The organism is Desulfatibacillum alkenivorans DSM 16219, assembly GCF_900142135.1.
In the GTDB taxonomy this organism is placed as follows: domain Bacteria; phylum Desulfobacterota; class Desulfobacteria; order Desulfobacterales; family Desulfatibacillaceae; genus Desulfatibacillum; species Desulfatibacillum alkenivorans.
The window spans coordinates 65,435-87,216 of sequence record NZ_FQZU01000007.1 but is presented as its reverse complement, the minus strand read 5'-3'; the positions used below and the strand labels follow the sequence as shown (position 1 = coordinate 87,216).

Annotated in this window: 16 protein-coding genes and 1 riboswitch; of the genes, 5 read left to right on the top strand and 11 right to left on the bottom strand. The window is 53.6% G+C overall.

Going from position 1 to position 21,782, the window contains the following annotated elements:
- Window positions 1–614 precede the first annotated feature (614 nt).
- The 5 genes from BUE18_RS08140 to BUE18_RS08115 all read right to left on the bottom strand — a co-directional run bounded on the left by BUE18_RS08140 (window position 615) and on the right by BUE18_RS08115 (window position 9,605).
- The gene (locus tag BUE18_RS08140) at window positions 615–1,364 is read right to left on the bottom strand and encodes an endonuclease NucS domain-containing protein (RefSeq protein ID WP_073474731.1); all 750 of its coding nucleotides are present in this window, start codon (window positions 1,362–1,364) and stop codon (window positions 615–617) included.
- Window positions 1,365–2,471: 1,107 nt separating this feature from the next.
- Window positions 2,472–4,508: a response regulator gene (locus tag BUE18_RS08130; protein WP_073474727.1), complete on the bottom strand. Its 2,037-nt coding sequence runs from the start codon at window positions 4,506–4,508 to the stop codon at window positions 2,472–2,474.
- Between the two features lie 27 nt (window positions 4,509–4,535).
- A complete protein-coding gene (locus BUE18_RS08125; protein ID WP_012610733.1) occupies window positions 4,536–4,904 on the bottom strand; it encodes a response regulator in 369 nt (122 codons plus the stop codon).
- 1 nt (window position 4,905) lies between these two features.
- Window positions 4,906–8,046, bottom strand: a complete 3,141-nt coding sequence (locus tag BUE18_RS08120; RefSeq protein ID WP_073474725.1) for a transporter substrate-binding domain-containing protein — start codon at window positions 8,044–8,046, stop codon at window positions 4,906–4,908.
- A gap of 338 nt (window positions 8,047–8,384) precedes the next feature.
- The gene (locus tag BUE18_RS08115) at window positions 8,385–9,605 is read right to left on the bottom strand and encodes a response regulator (RefSeq protein WP_073474723.1); all 1,221 of its coding nucleotides are present in this window, start codon (window positions 9,603–9,605) and stop codon (window positions 8,385–8,387) included.
- 333 nt (window positions 9,606–9,938) lie between these two features.
- Between BUE18_RS08115 and BUE18_RS08110 the strand changes: the two genes are divergently transcribed.
- Genes BUE18_RS08110 through BUE18_RS08095 form a run of 4 tightly spaced genes read left to right on the top strand, consistent with a single transcriptional unit; the run spans window position 9,939 to window position 13,783 of the window.
- Window positions 9,939–10,664, top strand: coding sequence for a response regulator (locus tag BUE18_RS08110; protein WP_170868300.1), 726 nt, complete (start codon window positions 9,939–9,941; stop codon window positions 10,662–10,664).
- Between the two features lie 19 nt (window positions 10,665–10,683).
- Complete coding sequence (nosR, locus tag BUE18_RS08105; RefSeq protein ID WP_073474719.1) at window positions 10,684–12,048, top strand: response regulator c-di-GMP phosphodiesterase, NosR family; 1,365 nt, start codon at window positions 10,684–10,686, stop codon at window positions 12,046–12,048.
- A gap of 50 nt (window positions 12,049–12,098) precedes the next feature.
- Window positions 12,099–12,956 carry an HDOD domain-containing protein gene (locus BUE18_RS08100; protein ID WP_073474717.1) on the top strand — a complete coding sequence of 286 codons (858 nt, stop codon included), beginning with the start codon at window positions 12,099–12,101 and terminating at the stop codon, window positions 12,954–12,956.
- A gap of 8 nt (window positions 12,957–12,964) precedes the next feature.
- Window positions 12,965–13,783, top strand: coding sequence for a response regulator (locus BUE18_RS08095; RefSeq protein ID WP_073474715.1), 819 nt, complete (start codon window positions 12,965–12,967; stop codon window positions 13,781–13,783).
- A gap of 83 nt (window positions 13,784–13,866) precedes the next feature.
- Here the strand turns inward: BUE18_RS08095 and BUE18_RS08090 are convergent, their stop codons facing one another.
- The 6 genes from BUE18_RS08090 to BUE18_RS08065 form a co-directional block, all read right to left on the bottom strand.
- Window positions 13,867–14,754: a hypothetical protein gene (locus BUE18_RS08090; RefSeq protein WP_073474713.1), complete on the bottom strand. Its 888-nt coding sequence runs from the start codon at window positions 14,752–14,754 to the stop codon at window positions 13,867–13,869.
- A 116-nt stretch (window positions 14,755–14,870) separates the two neighbouring features.
- A riboswitch (cobalamin riboswitch) is annotated at window positions 14,871–15,117 on the bottom strand.
- 71 nt (window positions 15,118–15,188) lie between these two features.
- Window positions 15,189–15,533 (bottom strand): hypothetical protein, encoded by a 345-nt coding sequence (locus BUE18_RS08085; RefSeq protein ID WP_073474712.1) that lies wholly within the window; start codon window positions 15,531–15,533, stop codon window positions 15,189–15,191.
- 28 nt (window positions 15,534–15,561) lie between these two features.
- Window positions 15,562–16,587, bottom strand: a complete 1,026-nt coding sequence (locus tag BUE18_RS08080; protein WP_073474710.1) for a PAS domain-containing protein — start codon at window positions 16,585–16,587, stop codon at window positions 15,562–15,564.
- Window positions 16,588–16,660: 73 nt separating this feature from the next.
- Window positions 16,661–17,500 carry a 4Fe-4S binding protein gene (locus BUE18_RS08075; RefSeq protein ID WP_073474708.1) on the bottom strand — a complete coding sequence of 280 codons (840 nt, stop codon included), beginning with the start codon at window positions 17,498–17,500 and terminating at the stop codon, window positions 16,661–16,663.
- 21 nt (window positions 17,501–17,521) lie between these two features.
- On the bottom strand, window positions 17,522–18,379 hold the full coding sequence (locus BUE18_RS08070) for an alpha/beta fold hydrolase (RefSeq protein ID WP_073474706.1): 858 nt from the start codon (window positions 18,377–18,379) through the stop codon (window positions 17,522–17,524).
- A gap of 15 nt (window positions 18,380–18,394) precedes the next feature.
- Window positions 18,395–19,789 carry a leucyl aminopeptidase family protein gene (locus BUE18_RS08065; protein WP_073474705.1) on the bottom strand — a complete coding sequence of 465 codons (1,395 nt, stop codon included), beginning with the start codon at window positions 19,787–19,789 and terminating at the stop codon, window positions 18,395–18,397.
- Window positions 19,790–19,917: 128 nt separating this feature from the next.
- Between BUE18_RS08065 and BUE18_RS08060 the strand changes: the two genes are divergently transcribed.
- On the top strand, window positions 19,918–21,747 hold the full coding sequence (locus BUE18_RS08060) for a glycosyltransferase family 39 protein (protein ID WP_139264648.1): 1,830 nt from the start codon (window positions 19,918–19,920) through the stop codon (window positions 21,745–21,747).
- Window positions 21,748–21,782: the final 35 nt, after the last annotated feature.

The following is a 21,782-nucleotide window of genomic DNA, read 5'->3' as shown; positions in this document are numbered from 1 at the left end:
ACACGCTGTAAGTTTTCATACCCCAGGTTTTACGATGCATGACAAATCGGGTCAATAACAATGAAAGGAACAATGAAGGAAAAAACAAAAAAACGCACTGCGAAAAGGCGAAAAACCAACGGCGAAAAAAGCAAATGACTAACTGCGCCTCCGGCGAAATACCAACGGCGAGAAAAGCAGATGACTAACTGCGTGAAAAAAAAAAAAAAAAAAAAAAAAAAAAAAAAAAAAACTGCGAAACTGCGCCTCCGGCGGCAAACTTTTAAAAAAGTTTGATCAAAACTTTAAAATTCAAGTGAAGTAGCTATGACTTAATCTGACAATGTTTACAATAGGGGTATCATCTGTCACACCCATACTTTGTTGAGTACAGGCACCCTTACGCTTGCCGCAGGGTCATGGTGACGCGGTGGATGCGGACGCTTTTTATCCACAGTTTCGTCCAGGGTGATCTCCTTGTGTTCGGGATTTTCCGACCTCAATACTACTGTATTGCCATATTTGGAATACCTTTTAACCAATCGTTTGCCCGTTCGTTTTTCCTCTATGCCAAGCCCTGGCGGCGAGGCGCCAGGGCCATGTAGATGAAGGGAGAGTTGGTTTGTCCCCGGAATTCATTTATTTATTTTACTTAAAGCTATCGATAGATTGTATTCATACAGCTCAACATTATTTACTTCCGAGCATGCCAGAACAAGGTCCTCTGAAATCTCGCGCGCGATAATTACGCCTCTCACGCTTTGGTCCTGCTCCGCATGATGTTTTTTAATCCATGCCATATAGCGGAGAATCTGCCCCACAACCCGGTCATATCCCCTTGAGACTTTAAGCTCTATAACCACATAGTTGTTTTGGGAGTCGACCGCCAAAATATCAATAAAGCGATTGCCAACAGGAAACTCAATGCCTTTGATTTCCTCTTCCTCGTAAAGCGACATGCCGGGTTCAATCAAAGACAAGTTTTTTGCCAGAAAATTCTGAAGGTCCTTTTCATAAGCAAATTGGCCGTTGCTTATTCCCTCCTGATCATCGGTATCCGGCTCAACCTTTATGTCTTCGCTGCTTTTTATATAGATCGGCTCAGGGTCGGATGCGGGGTCATAGAGCCGGAATTTTTTGCCGTCAATCTGATACAAAAAGTCATCATGACCCTTCGGGTCCACGCTGTAATGTATGCGGCTCGTGGCGTTGGTCGAGAGTTTTAGAAAGTGTGCCGAAACAGTGCTTGGTTTAACCAATGGGTAGTTTTTTTTAAACCAGGATTGAGCTGCGTCTCTCTCCAAGACATCGCCTTTTTGGATTCCAAGATCTTCAACCATATCCCTAAAAAGAAGTTTGACTGGTTTTTCGTATAATGGAGCCATAGTTCAAAATCCTTTTTTGTTTGTCGGTAAAATGTTCGGAATCGTTTTTTTTATAGGGCTAAATTTTTAAAAATGCAAGGGTGGGATCCAGTCCAAAAGGTGCGGAGGGATCTGAGTTTCCCTCCTGGATATGTTCTTTGACATTGTATTGGCGTGGAATCAGGCGTTCCCAAGAAAAAGTTATGAAGTTATGAAGTTATGAAAGGACGTCCCCTAAAACGCACAGCTCACTATGAGGCTAACTATTGAGGCTACAGAACCAAGGTTATTTAGCATAACATGCTCTTCTGTAATTATTTTTCCAAGCCATTCCCATATTGCCATAAGCAAACATCTTTACCAGAATCCGTCATTCCTGTCGCAGGGTCATGGTGACGCGGTAGATGCGGACGCCTTGGGCGTTGGATTCGTCCAGGGTTATTTCAGCATGCTATCCGATATGTCTATTGACGCCTCTGCCCCTCTGTATTTGAGATGACTTTTCACCAAACGCCTGCCCGCGCATTTCATCCATTGGACTCTTGCGGCAAGGTGGCCGGGACCGCCCACAAAAAATGTGGAACAGAATTCGATCAAGAGGAATTAAGGAAAGCGTCCTCAGAATACCCTGTGCACTCTCGTTCATGCGCCTTAAGAAATGTTTATGATTGAACCAAGGCATAAAAGTAAGAAAACCCAACCCACTGCCAGGTGATTAAAGGGCCTGTTGGGAAAAAGGCATAAACAACAGAACCAGTAGATCCACTTGAAAAAGGATGACCACTTGGCAAGGCGTTTGCTGATAATAAACGAAAGCCCAATAAAAAACAGGTACCCTGACATCCCGTATCCTGTTTGGTCAACCGTGGCCGCAATATAGTAAAATAAGGCAAGCAGCACCAGCCACGTTATGTTTATTGCCCAACTAATGCTTTTTGCCTTGTATTTGAACTCCGCCACCCATCCTCCCTTCATACATCCACTCTGAAGATTATAACCACGCTGAAAATCCTGACGTATTGGCCGGTGTGCTCATCCAGGGTGATCTCTTCGTGCTCTCCGGTCTGCCTTATTGACGCCTCTGCCCCTCTGTATTTGAGATGACTTTGCACCAGGCGTCAGGCCGCATCAATCATTATCCAGGATATCGCGGACTTTTTGGAGAAGCTGTTCGCTGGGGTATGGCTTGTTGATGAGGTTGAGGCCTTTTTGCAGGACGTAGTTTTCGTGAATGCCTTCCTGGCTGTAGCCGCTGGCGAACAGGAACTTGACCTTGGGATTAATGCGGGCGATCTCCTCCATGGCGGCCTTTCCGTTTAGAACGGGCATGACCATATCCAGGATGGCGAGGTCGATGTTTTCGTTGGCCCTGGCGATGCTGACGGCTTCCCGCCCGTTGTTGGCCCTGAGCACCGTGTATCCTTCCCGCTCCAGGATGTGTTCGGTCAGGTCCAGGAGCATTTCCTGATCGTCGGCCACAAGAATGGTTTCGCTGCCTCCCAGTCCGTATTTTTCGTGATTTGCAGGCCGTTGCTGGGGCCTTTTTTCCACTCTGGGGAAGAAAACCTGAAAAGCGGCGCCGCAGCCGGGGCTGCTTTCCACATGGATGAACCCGTTATGCTGCTTGACGATTCCGTAGACCGTGGAAAGGCCCAGGCCCGTGCCTTTTCCGGTTTCCTTGGTGGTGAAAAAAGGCTGGAAGATATTATCCAGAGTTTGGGAGTCCATGCCGCAGCCGGAGTCCTTCACGGAAAGCATGACGTACGCTCCGGGGGAGGCCCAGGGATTCATGGAGCAAAAATCTTCGTTCAAGTCGATGTTCATGGTGGAGATGGAAAGCTGGCCCTGGTTGTCCATGGCGTCTCTGGCGTTGACGCACAGGTTTAAAAGAACCTGATCGATCTGGCCGGGATCGGCGTAGATGGCGCCCAGATTTTCATACGGCTTCCAATCCACGGTGACCTTTTCGCTTATAAGGCGCTGGACCATTTTCAGCATGTCCGTCACCAGATCGTTCAAGCCCACGTACATGGGCCGAATGACCTGCCTGCGGCTGAAAGCCAGAAGCTGGCGGGTCATGCCCGAGGCTTTTTGGGCGGCCTTATGGATTTGCTCGAAATTTTTTCTTTGCACGGAGCTTAAGGCCTTATCCCACAAAACCAGGTCGGAATAGCCCAATATCACCTGAATGAGGTTGTTGAAGTCATGGGCCAGACCGCCTGTAAGCTGCCCGACCGCCTCCATTTTTTGGGCCTGGTACAGTTGGGCTTCCAGGTTTTTCTGCTCCGTGATGTCCACGCAAGCGCCGATCCAGCGGACGACTTTGCCGTTGCTCGTTTCGGCGGGAGCGGCTTTATCCACCCAGTGGCGCCAGGTTCCGTCCGCCGTGGCGATGCGGTATCGATCCACAACGGTCTCCGCCGAAAAAGCTGAAAGATCTTGGAATTCAAACAGCCTTTTTTGGTCTTCTCCATGGATCTGCTTGGTCCAGGCCGTTACCGTGTGGGGAAACTCTCCGGCGGCGAAGCCCAGGGCTTTGTCAATATCTCCGAACCAGGTTAGCTGGTTGGATTCCGGAATCCATTCATACACCAGGTCCGTGGCGGTTTCCGCCACAAGGCGAAAGCGTTCCTCGCTCTTTCTCAGGGCGTCTTCCGCTTTTTGACGCTCCCGAATCTCCGCTTCCAGCTGGCGGACTTTTTTGTCCAGCTTGCGGGCGACTATCTGGCTGTATTCCTTGTGGTGCTCCTCGGACTCGTCCTGTTTTTCCAGGGCTTCGGATTCATTCCTGGCTGCGGCCTTTTCCAGTTCCTCCTGGATGTAGGAGACCAGCTCATTAGGCTCTAGGGGCTTGATAAGAAAGCGGTCCGCTCCCAGGCTGAGGGCCAGCTTCTCGTCCTGCGGCTCGGTGTATGTAGCTGTATATACGACAAAAGGAATATCCTTAAGATGGGGATGGGCCTTCCAGCGGCGGCACAGTTCAAACCCGTCCATTTGCGGCATAAGAAGGTCGGAGATAACCAGGGCCGGCAAGTATTCAGCAGCTTTTTCCAGGGCCTGCACCCCGTTTTCAGCCGAAAGGGTTTCGTACCCGTATCCTTTCAGGAGGGCTTCCAGAAAGTAACGGTTTTGCTCATTGTCGTCCACAATCAATATGGCTGCCATACGTCGCCCCTCCCGGGGGTATTGCTACTATACCAGATGTTCTTCCAGCTGATCTATAAAAACTGCAGGGTCTATGGGTTTTTCTATGTAACCCGTACATCCTGCGGAAAGCGCTTTCTCTTTGTCGCCGGGCATGGCGTAGGAGGTCACGGCCACAATGGGGGTTTCCTTGACGAGGGGCTTTTTCCGGAGCGCCTTGGCCACCTCGTATCCGTCCATGCCGGGCAACTGGATGTCCAGAAGAATGACGTCCGGCTGGACCACCTCGGCCATGGCGCATCCCTGGGCGCCGTCTCTGGCCGGAGTCACCTCATACCCGCTGTTTTCCAGCAGGTAGGTTATGAGGTACAGGTTTTGCTCGTTATCTTCGATGATCAATACTTTTTTTCCAGGCATGCTACGCCTCCTGTTGAACGGGCCCGTTAACCGGAAGGCGGACGGTAAAGCGCGATCCGTGGCCGATTTCGCTTTCCACGGTTATCTCCCCCCCCATGAGCCCCACTAACTTTTTGCAGATGGAAAGCCCCAAACCGGTTCCTTCGTATTTTCTATCCAAACCGGTTTCTATTTGCCTGAACGGTTTGAACAGCTTGCTAAAATCTCCGGGCTGAATGCCGATGCCCGTGTCCTGAATCTGGATCATCACCATGTCTACGCCCTGGGGGTTGCGATTGGACGGACCGCTGACCAAAACACTCACGCTCCCCTTTTCCGTAAACTTGATGGCGTTGTTGACCAGGTTGATGAGCACCTGCTCCATACGCCTTTTGTCGCAAAAAATCCGGAGTTCGGAAGCGTCCTGCTTCAATTCCAGCTCCAGACCCTTTTTCTCCGCCAAAGGACGGACCGATTGAACCACCCCGTTGACGGCCTCCGTGAAATCGAATTCTTCAGGCGCCAGGACTAACTGGTCCGCTTCGATTTTGGAAATGTCCAGGACGTCGTTTATGAGGGCCAGCAAGTGGCGCGCGCTGTTTCGCACCATGCCCATCTGCTTTTTTTGCTCTTTGTTCAAAGGGCCGGGAAGCTCCTGAAGCACGATGGACGAAAAGCCGATAATGGAGTTCAGCGGAGTTCGCAGTTCGTGGGACATGGTGGCCAGAAAGGCCGATTTCAACCGGTCCGCCGACTCGGCCTTTTCCTTGGCGGTAACCAGACGCGCCTCCACTTCCTCCCGGCGCGCAATTTCCTTGGCCAGCCTCCGGTTCCAAATAAAGACCAGCAGCATCACGCACAGGATGACGCCAAGAACCGCGCCCGCCCATTTGAGAATCGTCCGCACCTCCCTGCCGTGTTCAAAGCGCACGGTGATCCATCGGCTGCGTATGGCGGCCGCCTCCTCCGGGGTGATGGAGTCCAGCCCCTTTTGCAGGATATCCCGCAATATGGGCCAATCCTTGCGCACGGCGATGCGAATGCCGTCCACGGTCCCGTCCATGGGAGCGGCCACCTTGATATTGGAGATATTGTACTTGGCGATCACGTACGATCCGTGCGCCAGGGTGTTGACGTAGGCGTCCGCCTCGCCCGAGGCCACGGCCTCCAGGGCCTGGGCCGTGGTATCGTATAAAACCAGGCTCAGTTCGGGATATTTTTCGCTGATCCGGTCTTCCATGTAGCTGTTGCGTTTGAGAGCGATGAATTTTCCGGTCAGGTCTTCCGCGCCGCCGATGAACGGAGCGTCGGTCCGGCAGAAAATCATTTCGGGCGAGCTGAGATAAGGCTTTGTGAAAACAAGATATTCGTCCCGGCTTTCCGTTTTCATGACGGCCGGCAGGACGTCCACGCCCTTTGCCTTGGCCTGGACGATGACCTCGCTCCAGGTATCGTAAGGAATCACCTTGAGATTGGTTCCCAGGCGTTTGTTCAGCAATTCCACGTACTCGGAGGCCACGCCTGCATATTTGCCTCCCTCGGTGAGAAATTCAAAAGGCTCGTAGCCGGGATCCACACCCAGCCGAATGACCGGATGCTCATCGATCCAGGCCTTTTCCAGGGGGCTCAGGTAGACCGAAGATTTGCCTTCCAACTGGGCTATTTTATCGAAATACCTGGCTTCGGAATCCACGATCCAACGTTTTTCAATAACCTCCAGCTTATCTTTAGGCATGGCCTCAACGCCCCGGTTGATCAATTCCAACAGGTCTTTATCGCCCTTGGCCGCGCCCGCTTTCAGGCTTCTGGAAAACAACGGGGTGGAGTGCCCCACCACCTTGCCTGCAAACCGGTCCCTGGTTAATAACAGGTCCACCACAATGGACTCGTCTATGAACGCGTCTATCCGTCCCTGAATCAGGGCGTAAAGCATATCTTCGGCGGTGGAAAACGGCACGGCTGTGCAGGTTTCCTTTAAGCTGTTCAGCGCGTATTCCTCCTGATACGAGCCCTTGACGACGCCTATGGAGACGTCTCTCAGGCTTTCCAGCGGCGGGGAGACGGGGCTTTCGGGCAGGTAATAAAGATTGGACTCCAGCTCGTAAATGGTCTGGGAAAAATCCATCCATTCCCTGCGCGATTCGCTGGAATACAGCCCGGAATGAAAAGCCGCCTCTCCGTCTTTGACAAGCCTGACGCTTTGGTCCCAATCAACCAGGTCAAAGACAACCTTTTGGCCCACGGTTTCGGCCCACAGCTTCCAATAGTCCACCAGCATGCCGGCGGGGCGGCCGAAGGGGTCCCGGAAAGACATGGGCTGGTAATCCGTGCTCACGGAAATCACCAGGGCGTCGTCTTTAGGCCGAACCCGGGTCCAGCCCAGCCATTTGCGCTCCAGTTCGCCCCGCTCTTCCGGGGTGATCTGCGCAAGGCCCTGGTTGATGGTTTCAAGCAACTCCTTGTTTCCTTTAGCTATGCCGCCCCGATAGTTGCGGACGAATATGGGCAGGTTGGCGGCGAACCGGTAATCATTGGTCAAGTAATGCTTTTTCAGGTAATCTCTGAGATTCTCCACCGGGGCGATAAACACACGAATCTCCCCTTTTTGAGCGGCGCCGAACAGGGCCGGATAATCCTTGTACAAAGCAAGGTCCAGGCCCGGGTGATACTTTCGCATGAACTGTTCCGTGTATCCCCCGGCGGGAACGCCCACTTTGAACCCTTTCAGGTCCTCCGGCCCTCCTATTCCCAGAATGCTTTTATGATAAACAATGTAATACGACACCCCGTGGATGGGATTGGAGAAATCCATGAACTTCCGGCGCTCTTCCGTGCTGAACAAGCCCGCATTAACCTGCGCCCCGCCCTCCCGGACCATGGCCACGGTTTCTTCAAAAGGCGCTCCCGCGAATCGGACGGGAACGCCCGTTTTTTGCGACCACAAACGCCACAAATCTACAATCAGGCCCTGGGATCGACCGTCTTCGTCAACAAACTTGAAAGGCGGGTGGCTCAGGTTATGGGCAATGACCAGCTCGTTTTGAATGGCCGAAGACGCAGGGCTTTCGGCGCCGCTCCCATTCTCCTGGGCTGCTAAAGCCGGAGAAAGCGCCGTAAAAAAGACGGCCGCGCAAAAGAGAATCCAAAAGAAATTCCCTTTCATTCTCATCGAGTTATGCAACACTCTCAACATTTGTCATCCCAATCGTCTTTAGGTGGCTGGTGCACTTTTTTTAAGGCGCGTTTGCGTTGACGCTTCGGATTAAAAAGACTGGCTGATCCTGCTGTAAAATACAAGAAAAAGCATGCAAAAAGATCTTTTGATCTGTAACTCGCCGCGCAAGCGCCCTGGCGGGAGCCCCTAATTCTCGCACGTGGCAATGATACCATGCCCATTTTCCATAAGGCCACTTTTTTCTATAGGCCGCCGCATAAGAACGGAGGGGCGCCAAAGGCGCAAAATGCGGCGAGCAGGCGGGATACAGATATAATACTGCGGTATCATTTCTCTTTCCGGGTCCGGGCTATGGGAATCCGGATAATAAAGGTCGTGCCCCGCCCTATCGCACTTTCGCATTTTATGGAGCCGCCGTGGGTGTTAATGATGTTATAGGCCATGTTGAGGCCCAGGCCGGTTCCCTTGCCCACTTCCTTGGTGGTGAAAAAAGGGTCGTAGATCTTGGCCAGGTGTTCTTCGGAAATGCCTTTGCCCGTGTCCCGGATTTTGATTTCCACTTCCTGCCCCAGGTCCCGTGTTTGGATATGAATTTCACCCTTATCTTCAATGGCCTGGGCCGCATTAACCAGGATATTCATAAACACCTGGTTGATCCGGTGGGGATAGCAGTCCACCAGCGGCAAGTCGCCTAAATCCTTAACCACTTCGGCTTTGTATTTGATTTCGTTCCAAACCACATTAAGAGTGGACTCAAGCCCCTGGTTAATATTAGCCGGCTTGACTTCATCTTCATCCGGGTGGGCGAAATCCTTGAGGTCGTTGACGATCTTTTTAATGCGCTCCGTACCGTCCCGGCAATCCTGAATAAGGTCGTTTGTATCTTCCAGGATATAGTCCAGGTCAATCCGCTGCTCATACTCCAGGATGCCGTTCAACTCGTCATTTAAGGGCAGGGTGATGCAGGAAGAGTCGTCATGGATTTTAATGCAGAAATCCTTATATTTTTTTACGAGTCCGGCCAGGTCGTCAAAATAGTCTCCCAAGGTTTTCAGGTTGCTGCTCACAAAGCCCGTGGGATTGTTTATTTCATGGGCCACCCCTGCCGCAAGCTGGCCCACGGAGGCCATCTTTTCCGATTGAAGCAGGTGGATCCTGGCCTGCTGCTGATCCTCCTCCAACTGAATAATGCGAAGCCCCACCCTCAGTCTGGCGTTCAGTTCCGCCGAGTCAATGGGTTTGCTCATGAAGTCGTCGGCGCCGGCGCCAAGGGCTTCCACCGTGTTTTCCTTGCCTTCTCTGGAAGTCAGAATAATTATGTATACATAACGCGAAAACTTATTGCTGCGGATGCGGTCGCACAATTCCAACCCGCTGAGTTTCGGCATACTCCAATCGGTAATGACGATGCGCGCGGGATTCTTTTGAAACAGCTCCCAGGCCTCTTCACCGTCCTTTGCCGGGACGGTTTCATGCCCCCATTTATTCAAGAGCCTGGTTATGACCATTCTTCCAATATCATCGTCGTCTGCTACTAAAACACGCATGAACTTGCTCCGTTCCGTGGGAAATATGCTTTGGTTTCTGCAAACTGTCCGGAGAAATATGCAAATTGCATACCTTCCGGCTTAAAGCGGCTGACACGGCTGACATAGAGAGCTTTCTCGCACTTGAAGGAGGCATTTTGCGTCAAAACCATGCCGGATGTCAGGATTATGACCCTTTTTCGCCTCCTCCCAAAGGCAATTATGCTGCGGTCTGCCCTTTCTACGGGATTTCAAGCGATAGTCACCCTCCAAGACGCCGTTGGCCTGTATTTTGCTTCCCAAGGGTTAGCAAGAAAAAATCCCGTCTTTTACGAAAGGAACGGAGCAATGATCATGAAAAACAGGATGGTCCATATCCTCATGCCGTCCCAGGAAAAGGCCGCTGAAACAAAAAAGGAGTTGGCCGGATTGGATGCTGAGGCTTCCGTAATCATACATGACAGAGACACATTCAAAATCTCGGGCGTTAGTTATGAAGCCGTAATTCTGGAATACGAAACCGGATCCACGCTTTGGCTGGAAGCCCTGGCGCGCACCCTAACCTCCGCGCCCCGCACCCGGGTGGTTTTGCTTGCGCCCGACCTGGCGGCTGGAAGACGGGATGCCAGGATTTCAGTTTATGCCAATCTCTTTTTGGCTGCCGACCTTAAACAGGCCGCCGAACTGGCCCTCAGACAGGAAGAGTTGGACCAACAGGACCGGAAAACCATTCTGATCGTGGATGACGACAATCAGATCCTCAAGTCCTTTTCGCGCCTGCTGCGCCACTCGCCCTGGAACGTATACGCCGTCTCCCACGGAGAGCGCGCCATGAACCTGCTGAACGTGGAGAAAGTGGATCTGGTGGTGACGGACATCAAAATGCCCGGGATACACGGGCTTGAGCTAATATCCAGGATACGCAAGAATCACAAAGAGTTGCCCATCGTGGTCTGTTCAGGGTACCCGGGCATGAAAGACGACATGGAATTAAAATTCTATAACATAGCCGGATTCATTGAAAAGCCCGTGAACCCGGAGGAATTTGAAAAGCAAATCGCGGCCGCCCTGGGAGAATAATCTTATATCGGAAAAGCGCATGAACGCTCCTAAACCCAAATACAGGCACACCGTGATGCTGGTGGACGACGAGCCGGGAATATCCAGGGCCATCCAGCGCATTCTGCGCAGGGAAGGGTTGAATATTCTTACGGCCCAAAGCGGGCCCCAGGCCCTGGACATGCTGAAAAACCGGGAGACCATGATTTCCCTCATTATCTCGGACCAAAAAATGCCGGAGATGACGGGAGCAGAGTTTCTTTCCCAAGCCCGGAAAATCGTCCCGGACGCCATTCGGTTTCTTTTGACTGGATACTCGGAAATGGACGCCATTGTTCAAGCCGTAAACCAGGGGCGCATCCACCGGTATCTCACCAAGCCCTGGCAGGACGACGACCTGTTGCTTCAGGTCCGCCAGGCTTTGGAGCAGTTCGAACTGACCATGGAGAACAAAAGGCTGCTTGCTCTGACCGCCAGGCAGAACGCCAAGTTGAAAGAGTTGAACCATGGTCTGGAAGCTAAAGTTGCGGAGCGCACCAAAGAGATTGAGCAAAAGAACCTTCAGCTTTCCGAACTGAACAAGGAACTGGAGTCCTCCTTTCACAATACGGTGCGCTCTTTCGCCTCCCTGCTTCAAATGCAGGCGCCGATCCTTGCAGGGCATGGCAGACGGGTAAGCGCCATGGCCAGGGACATGGCTATGGAAATGGGCCTGGAGCAAAATGAGATCGCCAACATAGAAATCGCCGCCCTGCTTCATGACATGGCAAGACTGGATCTTTCCAAAAAGGAAGGCATCTCCCCGGCCAATCAATGGTCCCAGAAGGATCAGGAAAGATACCTCCAGCATCCGGCCGAAGCGCAGGCCATGGTGCGCCTTATAGGCAAGCTGGACCACGTGGGGGTGTTGATCCGGTCGCATCATGAACGCTGCGACGGAAAGGGATTTCCCGACGGCCTGGATCGCTTTACCATTCCTTTGGGATCGAAAATCATCGCCGTGGCCAATGCCTACGATACGATCTTGTATGTGGAAAGGCTGCACAGCGAGGCTGTTGCGGATTTTAAAAAACTGCACCCTGAGGCCAAGGCCATGAGCCAGCAGCTCTTGCTAGAAAAGTCAGCGATTCAATATATCAGGAAAAACTCCGATATCATCTTCGACGCCCAGGCGGTGGACGCCTTTCTGTCCTGCCTGGCCCAAAAGGGGACTGCCGGCGCCAGGGAAAAGGAGGTCGGCATCGATCAGTTAAAACCGGGCATGGTCCTGTCGCGCGCCATTTATTCGGCCAAGGGGCAGTATTTGCTGCCTTACGACACGGAGCTTTCCCAAGGGTATATTGACCGGCTGAAAAAAATTGCGGAAAGAGCGGGCTTGGGACCGATCCATGTTCTGATCAACTAAAAAAAACGCCGAATCATAATCTATGAAAGAGGAAGGAAAGGAACCAACAATTGCCGAAACAGGATATTCTGAAAGATCTGGACAAAATTCATGATCTTCCCACCCTGCCTGTAGCAGCCATCAAATTCAATCAGATGGTCGCCGAGGGCAAGGCATCCATGAAGGACATCAGCGATGCCTTGGGGAAGGATCAGGCTATTGTCCTTAAAATCCTGAAAATGGCGAACTCCGCCTTTTTCGGCCTGCGGAAAAAGGTGGAAACCTTGCAGCATGCGGCCGTTATCTTGGGAATAAACACGGTGCGCAATGCGGTGCTGTCCCTGTCCGTCGTGGAGTGCTTCAAACCCGGTAAAAGCAATGAAAACGGCCTAAACGCATGGCTTCTTTGGAAACACTCCCTGGCCGTGGCCGTGCTCAGCCAACACCTGTCCAAGCAAACAAAAATCGCCGCCCCGGACGACTGCTTCGTGGGAGGGCTGCTTCATGACGTGGGCAAGCTGGTCCTGCTCCAGTACTTTTATGGAACCATGGAGAAGATCGCGGCGTCCATGGACGCAAACCAGAACTCCTTCTCCGTGGCGGAGAGGGAATTCGTCAGTGCAAGCCATGCAATGGTGGGCGGCGCCCTTGCCAAAAAATGGCGGCTTCCCGAAGGCCTGGTCGGGGTTATAAAAAGCCACCACACCATGTCCGGCAGCGCCCCGGACATGGATAGGCTGAAGATGGTTCATGCGGCCAATATCATTGTTAACGGATACCTGGGCGATTTTATGGGGCATAAATGGCCCCTGAAAGTGCATCCCTCGGTGGAACCCCTGGTGGCGAAACACCTCAATACGGTTGACGTCTGGTTTCCCGAGGTGGAGCCTCAAATTCAGGAAGCCTACTCCTTTTTCATGGAGGAATAATAGCTGTCATGGAAGAAATTCAACATACCGTTCTTTGCGTGGATGATGAAGTCAACATCCTCAATTCCTTAAAACGGCTTTTGCGCAGGGAGCCGTACCAGGTGTTGACTGCGACAAGCGGGGACGAGGCTCTTAGCATCCTGGCAAATAATGAGGTTCAGCTCATTGTCTGCGATCAAAGAATGCCGGGCATGAGCGGGACCGAGCTTATGTCGCGGGTCAGAGACCTGTATCCCGAAACCATCCGCATCGTTCTCTCCGGCTATTCGGAAATCAAAACCATTACGGAAGCCATCAACAAAGGCCACATCTACAAATTTTTCTTCAAGCCGTGGGACGATGAAAACCTCAAGCTGGAAATCCGCGCCGCCCTGCAGCATTGGGAGCTTATCCGGGCCAACAAGGTGCTGCACGAACAGGTTATCAGGCATAATCAGGAGCTTTCCCAAATCAACGAAAGGCTGGAGCAACTGGTCTGGGAAAGAACCCAGGAGCTGGAGTTCCGAAACCAGGCCCTGGAAGTCTCCCACGCCATCCTGGCGGACATCCCCCTGCCCATCATCGGCATGGACCCGGACGGCTCCGTGGTGCTTATTAACCGCAAAGCCGAGGACCTGAGGGAAGACGGCATCGAACTGCATGTGGACAACCCCATGCGCGGCGTCCTGCCCTCCCAGGCCGCCATGCTTCTGGATCAAGCCCTTTCGGAGAACAGCGCTCAATCCATGCAAGGCGTGAAAATCGGCGCCAAAACCTACGACATGAAAATCGTGCCCCTGTCAGGCCAGTTTTCCAACCGCGGATTCATCATCACTCTTTTGGAATAAGGCCCCCAACCAGATCATGCCGCTGGCATTCGGCCCCTCCCCCCAAAAATGGGCAGGGAAGCCTTGCGCCCCGCAACGGGGTCCTATTGTTCGGCAAGGCGGGAAAGGGCGAATAGGACGTCCGCCAAGGTGATTTTGCCGTCGGCGTCATGAGAGAGGGATACGGATGCCGGCGCCCCGGCCAGGGTTTGGAGGGCCAAAACGGCGTCGGTCATATCCAGCTTGTCGTCCAGGTTCAGATCGCCTCCAACAAAATAATTCATATAGCCCGCCGCTTCCAGGTCGAACCCGGCGCTGCCGATGGTGGCGTAGGGATCGTAAATCACATCTGCTGAAGAGTCCAAATAAGTTCCATCGCCAACAATGTCAACAAGGCGTACGTATTTGATGGAGCTCAAGTCCACGGTTCCGGAAGTCACGGCGGTGGAAGTCAATACGGAGTCCAGGTCAAAGGGGGTTCCGTACCCGACGATGTACTTGCCCGCCAAGCCGTCTATGTTCGTGGGGTCCATGGAGTTCTCATAAGCGCCCACCGGCCCCGCCGTCAGGGAGTCGTTGGGGAGCCGGACGAAGTTGACGCCGTCGGAGGAGACTTCCACATAGGCCAGTTCAAAAAATCCGGGGATGGTGCTGTTCTCGAAAATGGCGAAGTCAAAGCCTTCCCCGTTTGTGACGACCGCGGGCGAAAAGGTCAAGGTGATTCGTCCTCCCCGGCCCAGGCTCACGATATCCGTGTACTCGCCTGTTGCAGCGCCCAGGGCTTTCTCCGGTGTTTTCCAGGTGGAGTCCACGAACTCTCCATAGACAAGATTGGTATAGCCTGTGGCCCATCCCTTGATGGAGGCGTCGTCCATGGAGACCGCCGTGGAGCCGTCCTCTCCGGCCGCCGGAGCGTAGGGCCCGGCCTGAGCCGCCGAAGCAAGGATGAGAGCGAAGATCGCACCGAGTAATATATTTAGTTTGCGTTTCATAATGCGTCCCAAATAAAAAAAGCCCCGCCTGTCGGGAAACAGGCGGGGCCGATAAAGTCCCTGAATATGAAGGCTGCACGCAAATGCAGCCTGCCTTACACCCGAAGGCTTTCCGGAGTCCGGAAAAAGTTACGGCAGGTCTCCTGGCTCGAGAATCATTCTACCGGCCGCGCCTTCCCATTCTTTTCCATGAGCGGGTAAATAACCCGGCGCATTCCTGCGCTTTTCTCATGAGACGCCTCCTGACTTGCCGTGGAGGGCGTCATAGAACAGTGGCTTGTGCGGCTTTCGTCCTCTCTCACAGTGGCGGGTCCGCAGCGGATTTGCACCGCTTTCCCTGGAACCGTAACGCCAATTTTCAGGGATATTTAAAGCCCTGAGGGTTTTTTTGTCAAGGTGATTCTCCACTGCGGCGAACGGCGGCGGCGCCCCGGCTAGTCGATCAACTCGGAAATGGCGTTGCTTTTGGCCTTAATCTTTTTCAGGAGCTTGTCATAATGCTGCATGCGGATTACGGACCGGGCGATGAGGTAGATTCCAATCACGGTGAGCGCTCCAAGGATGCAAAACAAAGGGATGACAAAGTGCAGGACGCTAAAAATGTCGTAATACTTGGAAGTGGCGATTAAAAAGCTGAGGACCGTGATGGGAAGGGCCAGGACCGCCACGCCGGACCTCAACACCGCCAGGGAAGTGCGTTTTTCGGCCAGGATAAGCTGGGCCTCCCCAATAAGAATGGACACATTTTCCGTGTTTTCCTGCTCCAACGCCTCCTCCATGAGCCACGCGTCCTTTTGCAACGCCTGATTAATAGATCTTAAGGTCCGGGTAATATTTTTTTGCGCAATCCGGGCAAATGCTATGGCTGAACTGGGCCAGGGAGTGCTGCTGAATATAGCTTTCTATGGTGCTCCAATAGCCTTGGTCGTCCCGGATTTTTTTGCATTGGGAGCAAATGGGCAGCATGCCGCTGAGGGTTTTGACGTCAGCCAGAGCCCTTTCCAGCTTGTTGATCAGGTTTTCCTTTTCCCTGCTGGCCAAAACCTGCTCGGTGACGTCCCGATGCACGCCCACCATGCGAATGGCTTCTCCCCTGCGGTTCCTTTCTATCACCTGCCCCAGGCCGGACAACCAGATCCAGCCCTTTTCCGGATGCTTGATTCGGCATTCAATGAAGGCTTTGGGAGACGTTCCGTTCAAATGCTCTTCAAGCGCTCTTCTTACGGCGCCTCTTTCTTCGGGATGGACTCTGCTCAGCCACTTTTCGGCTGTAAAAAAGTTGGCGTCATCCAGGGACAAGCCGGAAATTTCCATGAATATCTCATTGGGAAAAAGGCGGTTCAAATCCAGCCTCCAGTCCCACAGCCCAAGGTTCGCAGCTTCGGAGGCCAGCCTGAGACGCTCCTGGTTTTCCTGGAGCGCTGTTTCTATGAGCTTCCTTTTGGTGATGTCCCGAACCATGTGCACTGCGCCGGTGATAAGCCTACGATCATCGAACAAAGGGTCGGCGGTGACCATAATCCAGCGTCCGTCAGGCAAATGCAGTTCGGATTCTCCTCGCTTTCCGGATTCCATCATTTTCGGGATGGGGCAGCCTGCGATATGCGCCATGGTGCCGTGAACCATTTCGTAACAGGTCCTCCCCACGACGTTTCTCGGGTCCAGGCCGAGAATTTCCGCACAGGACCGGTTGGATCTCAAAATCCGAAAATTCAGATCGATGATGCAAACCCAATCCGTAATGGCGTCAAACGTGGTCTGCCACTGCGTGAGGCTGAGGTCCAACTGATGCTCCAGCTCAGCCACGCGGGCGTGTGTGTCTTCAAGTTTCAATCAGGGCGTCCTTTCACCAAAATGTGTTCCAGACCTTCCCCCTCCCCAAAATTTCCTGATCCTATAGAAAGCATTAATCCATTCGAACGCTTGACTCAATACTTTTAACCGCCTGCCGGACAAAGTCCGGGTTATTCAAACGAATTTTTATGGCGTTGGCCGGGCACACGGAAACGCACCGGCAGCACCCCCGGCATTCCTCTGAAATGAACGCCTTGCCGGAGTCCAGGGATACAGCCTCAATAAAGCAATGCTCCGCGCACTTGCCGCATCCGATGCAGGCCTCCTGATCCACATGAATTTCCAGGCCTTCCAAAGGATGCACGATGGCTTGCCGCTCCTCGTGCGGGATGTGCTTCAAAAGATCCGTGACGCAGCAGCAGTCGCAGCAAAAACAGACCGTCAGCAACCGGCTGTTGTCCGGCACGCCGAAAATGAAATTATCGATGCGCGCTTTGCCGATAAAGGGCGGCAGGCCGGCGTCCACGGCCTTTTGCAAATGAGCCCGAGCCTCTTCCTTATCCACCATGCGGGAGAACTCCGGCGGAATTTTTACGGCGTCGTCCCCCATCATCAGGCAGCCTATATCCGCGGGAAAACGCTCGCACTTATGGGCCGCCCTGCAGCCGCAAAAATCCATGACAACCCGTGTGGATGACTTTTCAATGAAGTGCTCCACCACCTCGTAGGGCAAAGGCACGTCCGGCTCCCGCTCCAATTCCTGGTTTACGGGAATCCAATACATATTGGTGTTGGATTCCTGCATCCAGGGGTGAAACCGCCGGATCACGGGCAGGTTAAAGACATGGAACAGGCCCTTAAGTCCGTCCAGGCCCATGCGCATCATCCAGGGTTTGGGCTTCTGATAAAGCCGGCCCGCATCCAGTAAGCCGGGCAACCATTTCCTGTTCATCCAACCTCCTTTTCCGGGGGGTTACAATGACTCAAAAAAATCCTTTATCAATGCTTGGGTCTTGCGCGGCCTTTCCATGGGAATCAGGTGGCCGGCGCCTTTCACGATTTGAAATTCGCCATTGGGCATGGCCGCAGCCGCCTCCTCAAAGGGAATAATCCCCTTATTTTCGGTGGTTTCCCCTTCCAACACCAAAACCGGGCACTGCACCCTGGAGAGAACCGGCCAGGGGTTTTCCTGGGAACTGCCCAGAAAAAGGGCCGCCTCCTTGTCCGGCTGGCAGGCCAGGGTCAGGCCGCCCGAGTTTTCCACAATGCCGTATTGAAGATAGATCTCCAGCACCTCGGGATCCCAGCTTGCAAAAAACTTTTTGGAAAGCAGGTATTCCCTTGCTTCTTGACGGTCCTCCCAATGGTTTCGTCTTTTGATGGACTTGGAGGCCAGAGGGTGCTGCTCCACGGTGGGGCTGAATCCGTAAAACTGTTCCGGCAGGATGATGGGCTCGATCAACACCATGGCCTCAGGCTGCAGGCCGAGCAAGGCGGTCGCCAGGGTCGCCACGGCGCCGCCCATGGAATGGCCCACCAGATAATAGGGGCGCTTGATCTTTAAAACGTCCATCAGCTTGACCAGATCCTGGGCCAGGTTCTTCCATCCAATGCCGCCGTTTTCCATATTGGGCTCCCGATGCTTGCAGAAAAACGGGGCGGTCACGTCATAGTCGCAGGAAAGGCCCCGGGCCACGGGATGCCATACCCAGGGCAAAAAGCCCGTGGCGTGCAGCATAATCAGGCTGGGGCCGTTGCCGGGATATTCCAGATAGTTTACCTTTGCGGTTCCAATGTCAACTTGTCTGTATTCTTTATAATCGCAGGACACGTTCTTTCCTTTTTTCTAAATCACTCCCAGATAGTTGAGCAGCAGCCTGACGCCGAATCCTGTTCCGAATTTGGGGACTTCGCCCTTTGCTCCGCCCTCGTTATAGGCCGTTCCGGCGATGTCCAGGTGGGCCCATGCAGCGTCGGAGACGAATTCTCCTATAAAAGCCGCGCCCGTGGGGGAGCTGGCCCAGCCTTTTTTATGTTTGGCCGTGTTGCACAGGTCGGCCCGCTCGCTCTTCATGGCTTCGTAATATTCTTTGTACAAAGGAAAGCGCCACAGGCGTTCGCGGGTTTCCTCTCCGGCCTGGAACAGGCGCTCGGCCATGGCGTCGTCATGGGAGAACAGGCCGGCGACCGTGGTTCCCAGGGCGATGATCACGCCCCCCGTGAGCGTGGCGATGTCGATGATTTCCGTGGGCCGATAGTTTTTCTCGCAATAGGCTATGGCGTCGGCCAAAACCAGCCGCCCTTCGGCGTCGGTATTGCCGATTTCCACGGTCTTGCCCAAATAGGATTTGTACACGTCGCCGGGAAAAAACGCAGCGCCGCCAATGGCGTTGTGGGCGGCCGCCAGCACGCCGATCACGTTGACGGCGGGCTTGATTTCGGCCAGGGCTTTCATAACGCCCAATACGGCTGCAGCCCCGGACATGTCGTCCCGCATGGTTTCGATGGAGCCCGTGGGTTTGAGGTTCTGCCCGCCGCTGTCAAAGGTGATTCCCTTGCCTACAATGGCGATTTTCTCCTGCTTGTCCGGCGCCCCTTTATACTGCATAACCACCAAACGGGGAGGCCGGGTGGAGGCCCGGCCCACGGCGTGAATCAGGCCCAGGCCTTTTTTCTCCATCATTTGTTCCGTAAGCACGGTCAGGGAAAAGCCGTCCTGGCGGCAAATCTGCCGGGCTTCGTCCGCCAGCCTTTCCGGGAAAATATTGTCCGCGTTATCGTTAATAAGGTCCCGGGAGTAGCAGGCTGCCTGGCATGCGGCGATTGCGTCGTTGATCTTCTTGTTGGGCGCCTTGACTCCCACAAGCTGGCATGTTCGCAGTTCCTTGGGCTTTTCGCTTTTATACTCCGTGTACTCATAGGCGCCTAAAAAAAGCCCTTCCACGCAGGCCACGTCCACGGCGGATTTGTCCGGCGTCTCCTGGGGCAGGATGACTGACAATCCGATGCGCTCCAGCTTGCGCACCTGGCGCACGCCCTCGGCGGCGGCGGACCGGGCCTTGTACGGCGCCATGTCCTTCCTTTCGCCCAATCCGCAATAGACGCTTGTGTAGCCTTGCTCGTAGCGAACAACGACCTCGCCTTCCTTGGCCTTGAAATCGGGAATCTCCCCGTTTTCTCCGCTAAACGCAAATTTTAATAATGTAGGGTATTTGGGCTGCTTTGAGCGAATAATCTTCATATTTAAAGCCTTTCGATGCACGCTGGCCTTCCGGCGCCTAATCATTGCGGTTTATGGGATCCCAAAATTATGCATAGGGAATCATACCATATCTTGTCTTTTAAGTGCACGTAATATATACAAAAGGCATGACTCGGCCTTGGTCCCTTCCTCACAAGCAAATCCTGATCCCGGCGGTCCTTGCGGCTGCAGCCCTATGTTTGCGGGCGTTCTACGCCTGGGGCCTGCCGCTGAACTTTGATGAAATGGGCCATCTTCGGGTGATCAGCGGATTTTTCACCCAGCAGTCTGGGTCCGGGGGCTTTCCGTTGGGCAGCCGTTTGACCTCCCATCCCTTATTCGCGGATTACCTCCTGAGCATGGGCCTTGCCCTGGGCATGGGCCGTTTTTTTGCCGCCCGGCTGTTTTTCATCGCCGTCTCCCTGCTGGGGCTGGCTGGAATATTCGCCCTTGCCAAAGAATTGTTCGGAACCCGGGCCGGCCTTTTCGCCTTGGCCATAGCCTCCGTGGACCGTTTTATGGTCGCCTGGGCGCCCTTGACCGTGGAGCAGGCCGGGTATGCTTTTGTCCCATGGATGCTGCTTTTCTTCTTTCGCGCCGTGGAAAAAGAAAAGCCCCGGGACTTTCTTTTTTTGGGAGCGGCCGGCGGAATCGGCTACATGTTTTACGAGCCCGCGGTTATGGTTTTGTTACCCATGGCGCTTTACGCACTGTTTTTCGGCCATGGCAGGAAGATCCTCGCAAGCCCCCTGACCTGGGCCGGGCTCGCCGTCTTTCTGATAATCATATCTCCCCACCTATATTACAATGGGTCCCAGGGGTGGGTTAACTTCAAACGGCACGAAACCCTGGCGTCAGGCATTGGGCTCTCTCCCAGGCTGCTTTTGTTGTATCTGGGCGATTTGCTCATGACCTTTCCCGACCCCTATCGAGTCGCCCTGGAAGGCGGCAATGCGTATTTTTTTCCTTTCCGCACAACCTGTGCACTTGCGCCCGGGGTCCTGTATTTGGCGGCTGTGCTTTTTTCCCTAAAATTCGTTAAGGACCGGCGCTTTGCGCTGCTGCTCATCGTCTTTTCCACAACAGGGCTCATTACGACGCTCATCAACGCCAGGGAGCCATGGAACAATTTCTGGTGGGCGACCCCGTGCCTGATTGTTTCCATAGTCCTATCTGGTTCGCTTTCGGACAAATGGGCCCGAATCTTAAGCGTAAGAGGCCCGGCGGCGGCCGTAGGGATTATCGTCTTGATTCCCACGCTCATATTCCTGGGAGGGGAAAAGCAGGGATATCATTGCTTTAATGAAGAAATCCGGTTTGTTGGGCGAATGTCGGCCTTGAGAATGCAAATGCCGGCTTTGGAGAAAATATCCAGAGCCTCTTTGGAGCGAATGCACGCTGAAGCCGCGTCGTTCGTCCAGGCCCATCCTAAAAGCTCCATCGGCGTGTATTTCCTGGCCGAGTCCCTGGCGGGCCGGCCGGACAAGGTGAAGCAAGTCCTTGATCGGGCCCAAAAGCTCGATCCCAATAATCCGTTGGCCTTGAATTCCATAGCGGATCAGGCCATGGCCCGGAAAGACTGGGAGACAGCGCTAAACGCTCTGGAGCGAGCTGTCCAGGCGGGATACGACTGTTATGTGTTTCGCAAAAAGGCGGCCATGTGCGCCTATGGGTTGGGGCGTTCGGCAGAGGCGGAGTCCCACGCTTTGAGGGCCATGGGCTTCAAGGCTGACGCCCGGGACATTCTCGTTCTCATGTTCCTCATTGCCAGGGATCTGGGCCGGGATGAAAAGGCTGAGAGTTATCTGGAGGCTTATATTGCTTCGTCCTTTGACGAAAAATGGAAAGGATACATGGAAGCGGCCCGGCTGCTCGAGCAGGAGGGGAAGCATGGGCTGGCCGGGGAATATCTGAAAAAGGCCAAGACGGAGGCGGAATCGGCGACGCGCCGCCGTTAGCTTATGGGGGGATAGGATATTCAAATTTAAAAGAG

Excerpts from the sequence above, each read along its gene's own strand:
- BUE18_RS08075 (WP_073474708.1), bottom strand. The coding sequence starts at position 17,500 with ATGAACAGGAAATGGTTGCCCGGCTTACTGGATGCGGGCCGGCTTTAT.
- BUE18_RS08095 (WP_073474715.1), top strand. The coding sequence starts at position 12,965 with ATGGAAGAAATTCAACATACCGTTCTTTGCGTGGATGATGAAGTCAAC.
- BUE18_RS08120 (WP_073474725.1), bottom strand. The coding sequence starts at position 8,046 with ATGAAAGGGAATTTCTTTTGGATTCTCTTTTGCGCGGCCGTCTTTTTT.
- nosR (WP_073474719.1), top strand. The coding sequence starts at position 10,684 with ATGAACGCTCCTAAACCCAAATACAGGCACACCGTGATGCTGGTGGAC.
- BUE18_RS08065 (WP_073474705.1), bottom strand. The coding sequence starts at position 19,789 with ATGAAGATTATTCGCTCAAAGCAGCCCAAATACCCTACATTATTAAAA.
- BUE18_RS08110 (WP_170868300.1), top strand. The coding sequence starts at position 9,939 with ATGAAAAACAGGATGGTCCATATCCTCATGCCGTCCCAGGAAAAGGCC.
- BUE18_RS08130 (WP_073474727.1), bottom strand. The coding sequence starts at position 4,508 with ATGGCAGCCATATTGATTGTGGACGACAATGAGCAAAACCGTTACTTT.
- BUE18_RS08115 (WP_073474723.1), bottom strand. The coding sequence starts at position 9,605 with ATGCGTGTTTTAGTAGCAGACGACGATGATATTGGAAGAATGGTCATA.
- BUE18_RS08085 (WP_073474712.1), bottom strand. The coding sequence starts at position 15,533 with ATGGAGGAGGCGTTGGAGCAGGAAAACACGGAAAATGTGTCCATTCTT.
- BUE18_RS08140 (WP_073474731.1), bottom strand. The coding sequence starts at position 1,364 with ATGGCTCCATTATACGAAAAACCAGTCAAACTTCTTTTTAGGGATATG.
- BUE18_RS08125 (WP_012610733.1), bottom strand. The coding sequence starts at position 4,904 with ATGCCTGGAAAAAAAGTATTGATCATCGAAGATAACGAGCAAAACCTG.
- BUE18_RS08060 (WP_139264648.1), top strand. The coding sequence starts at position 19,918 with ATGACTCGGCCTTGGTCCCTTCCTCACAAGCAAATCCTGATCCCGGCG.
- BUE18_RS08090 (WP_073474713.1), bottom strand. The coding sequence starts at position 14,754 with ATGAAACGCAAACTAAATATATTACTCGGTGCGATCTTCGCTCTCATC.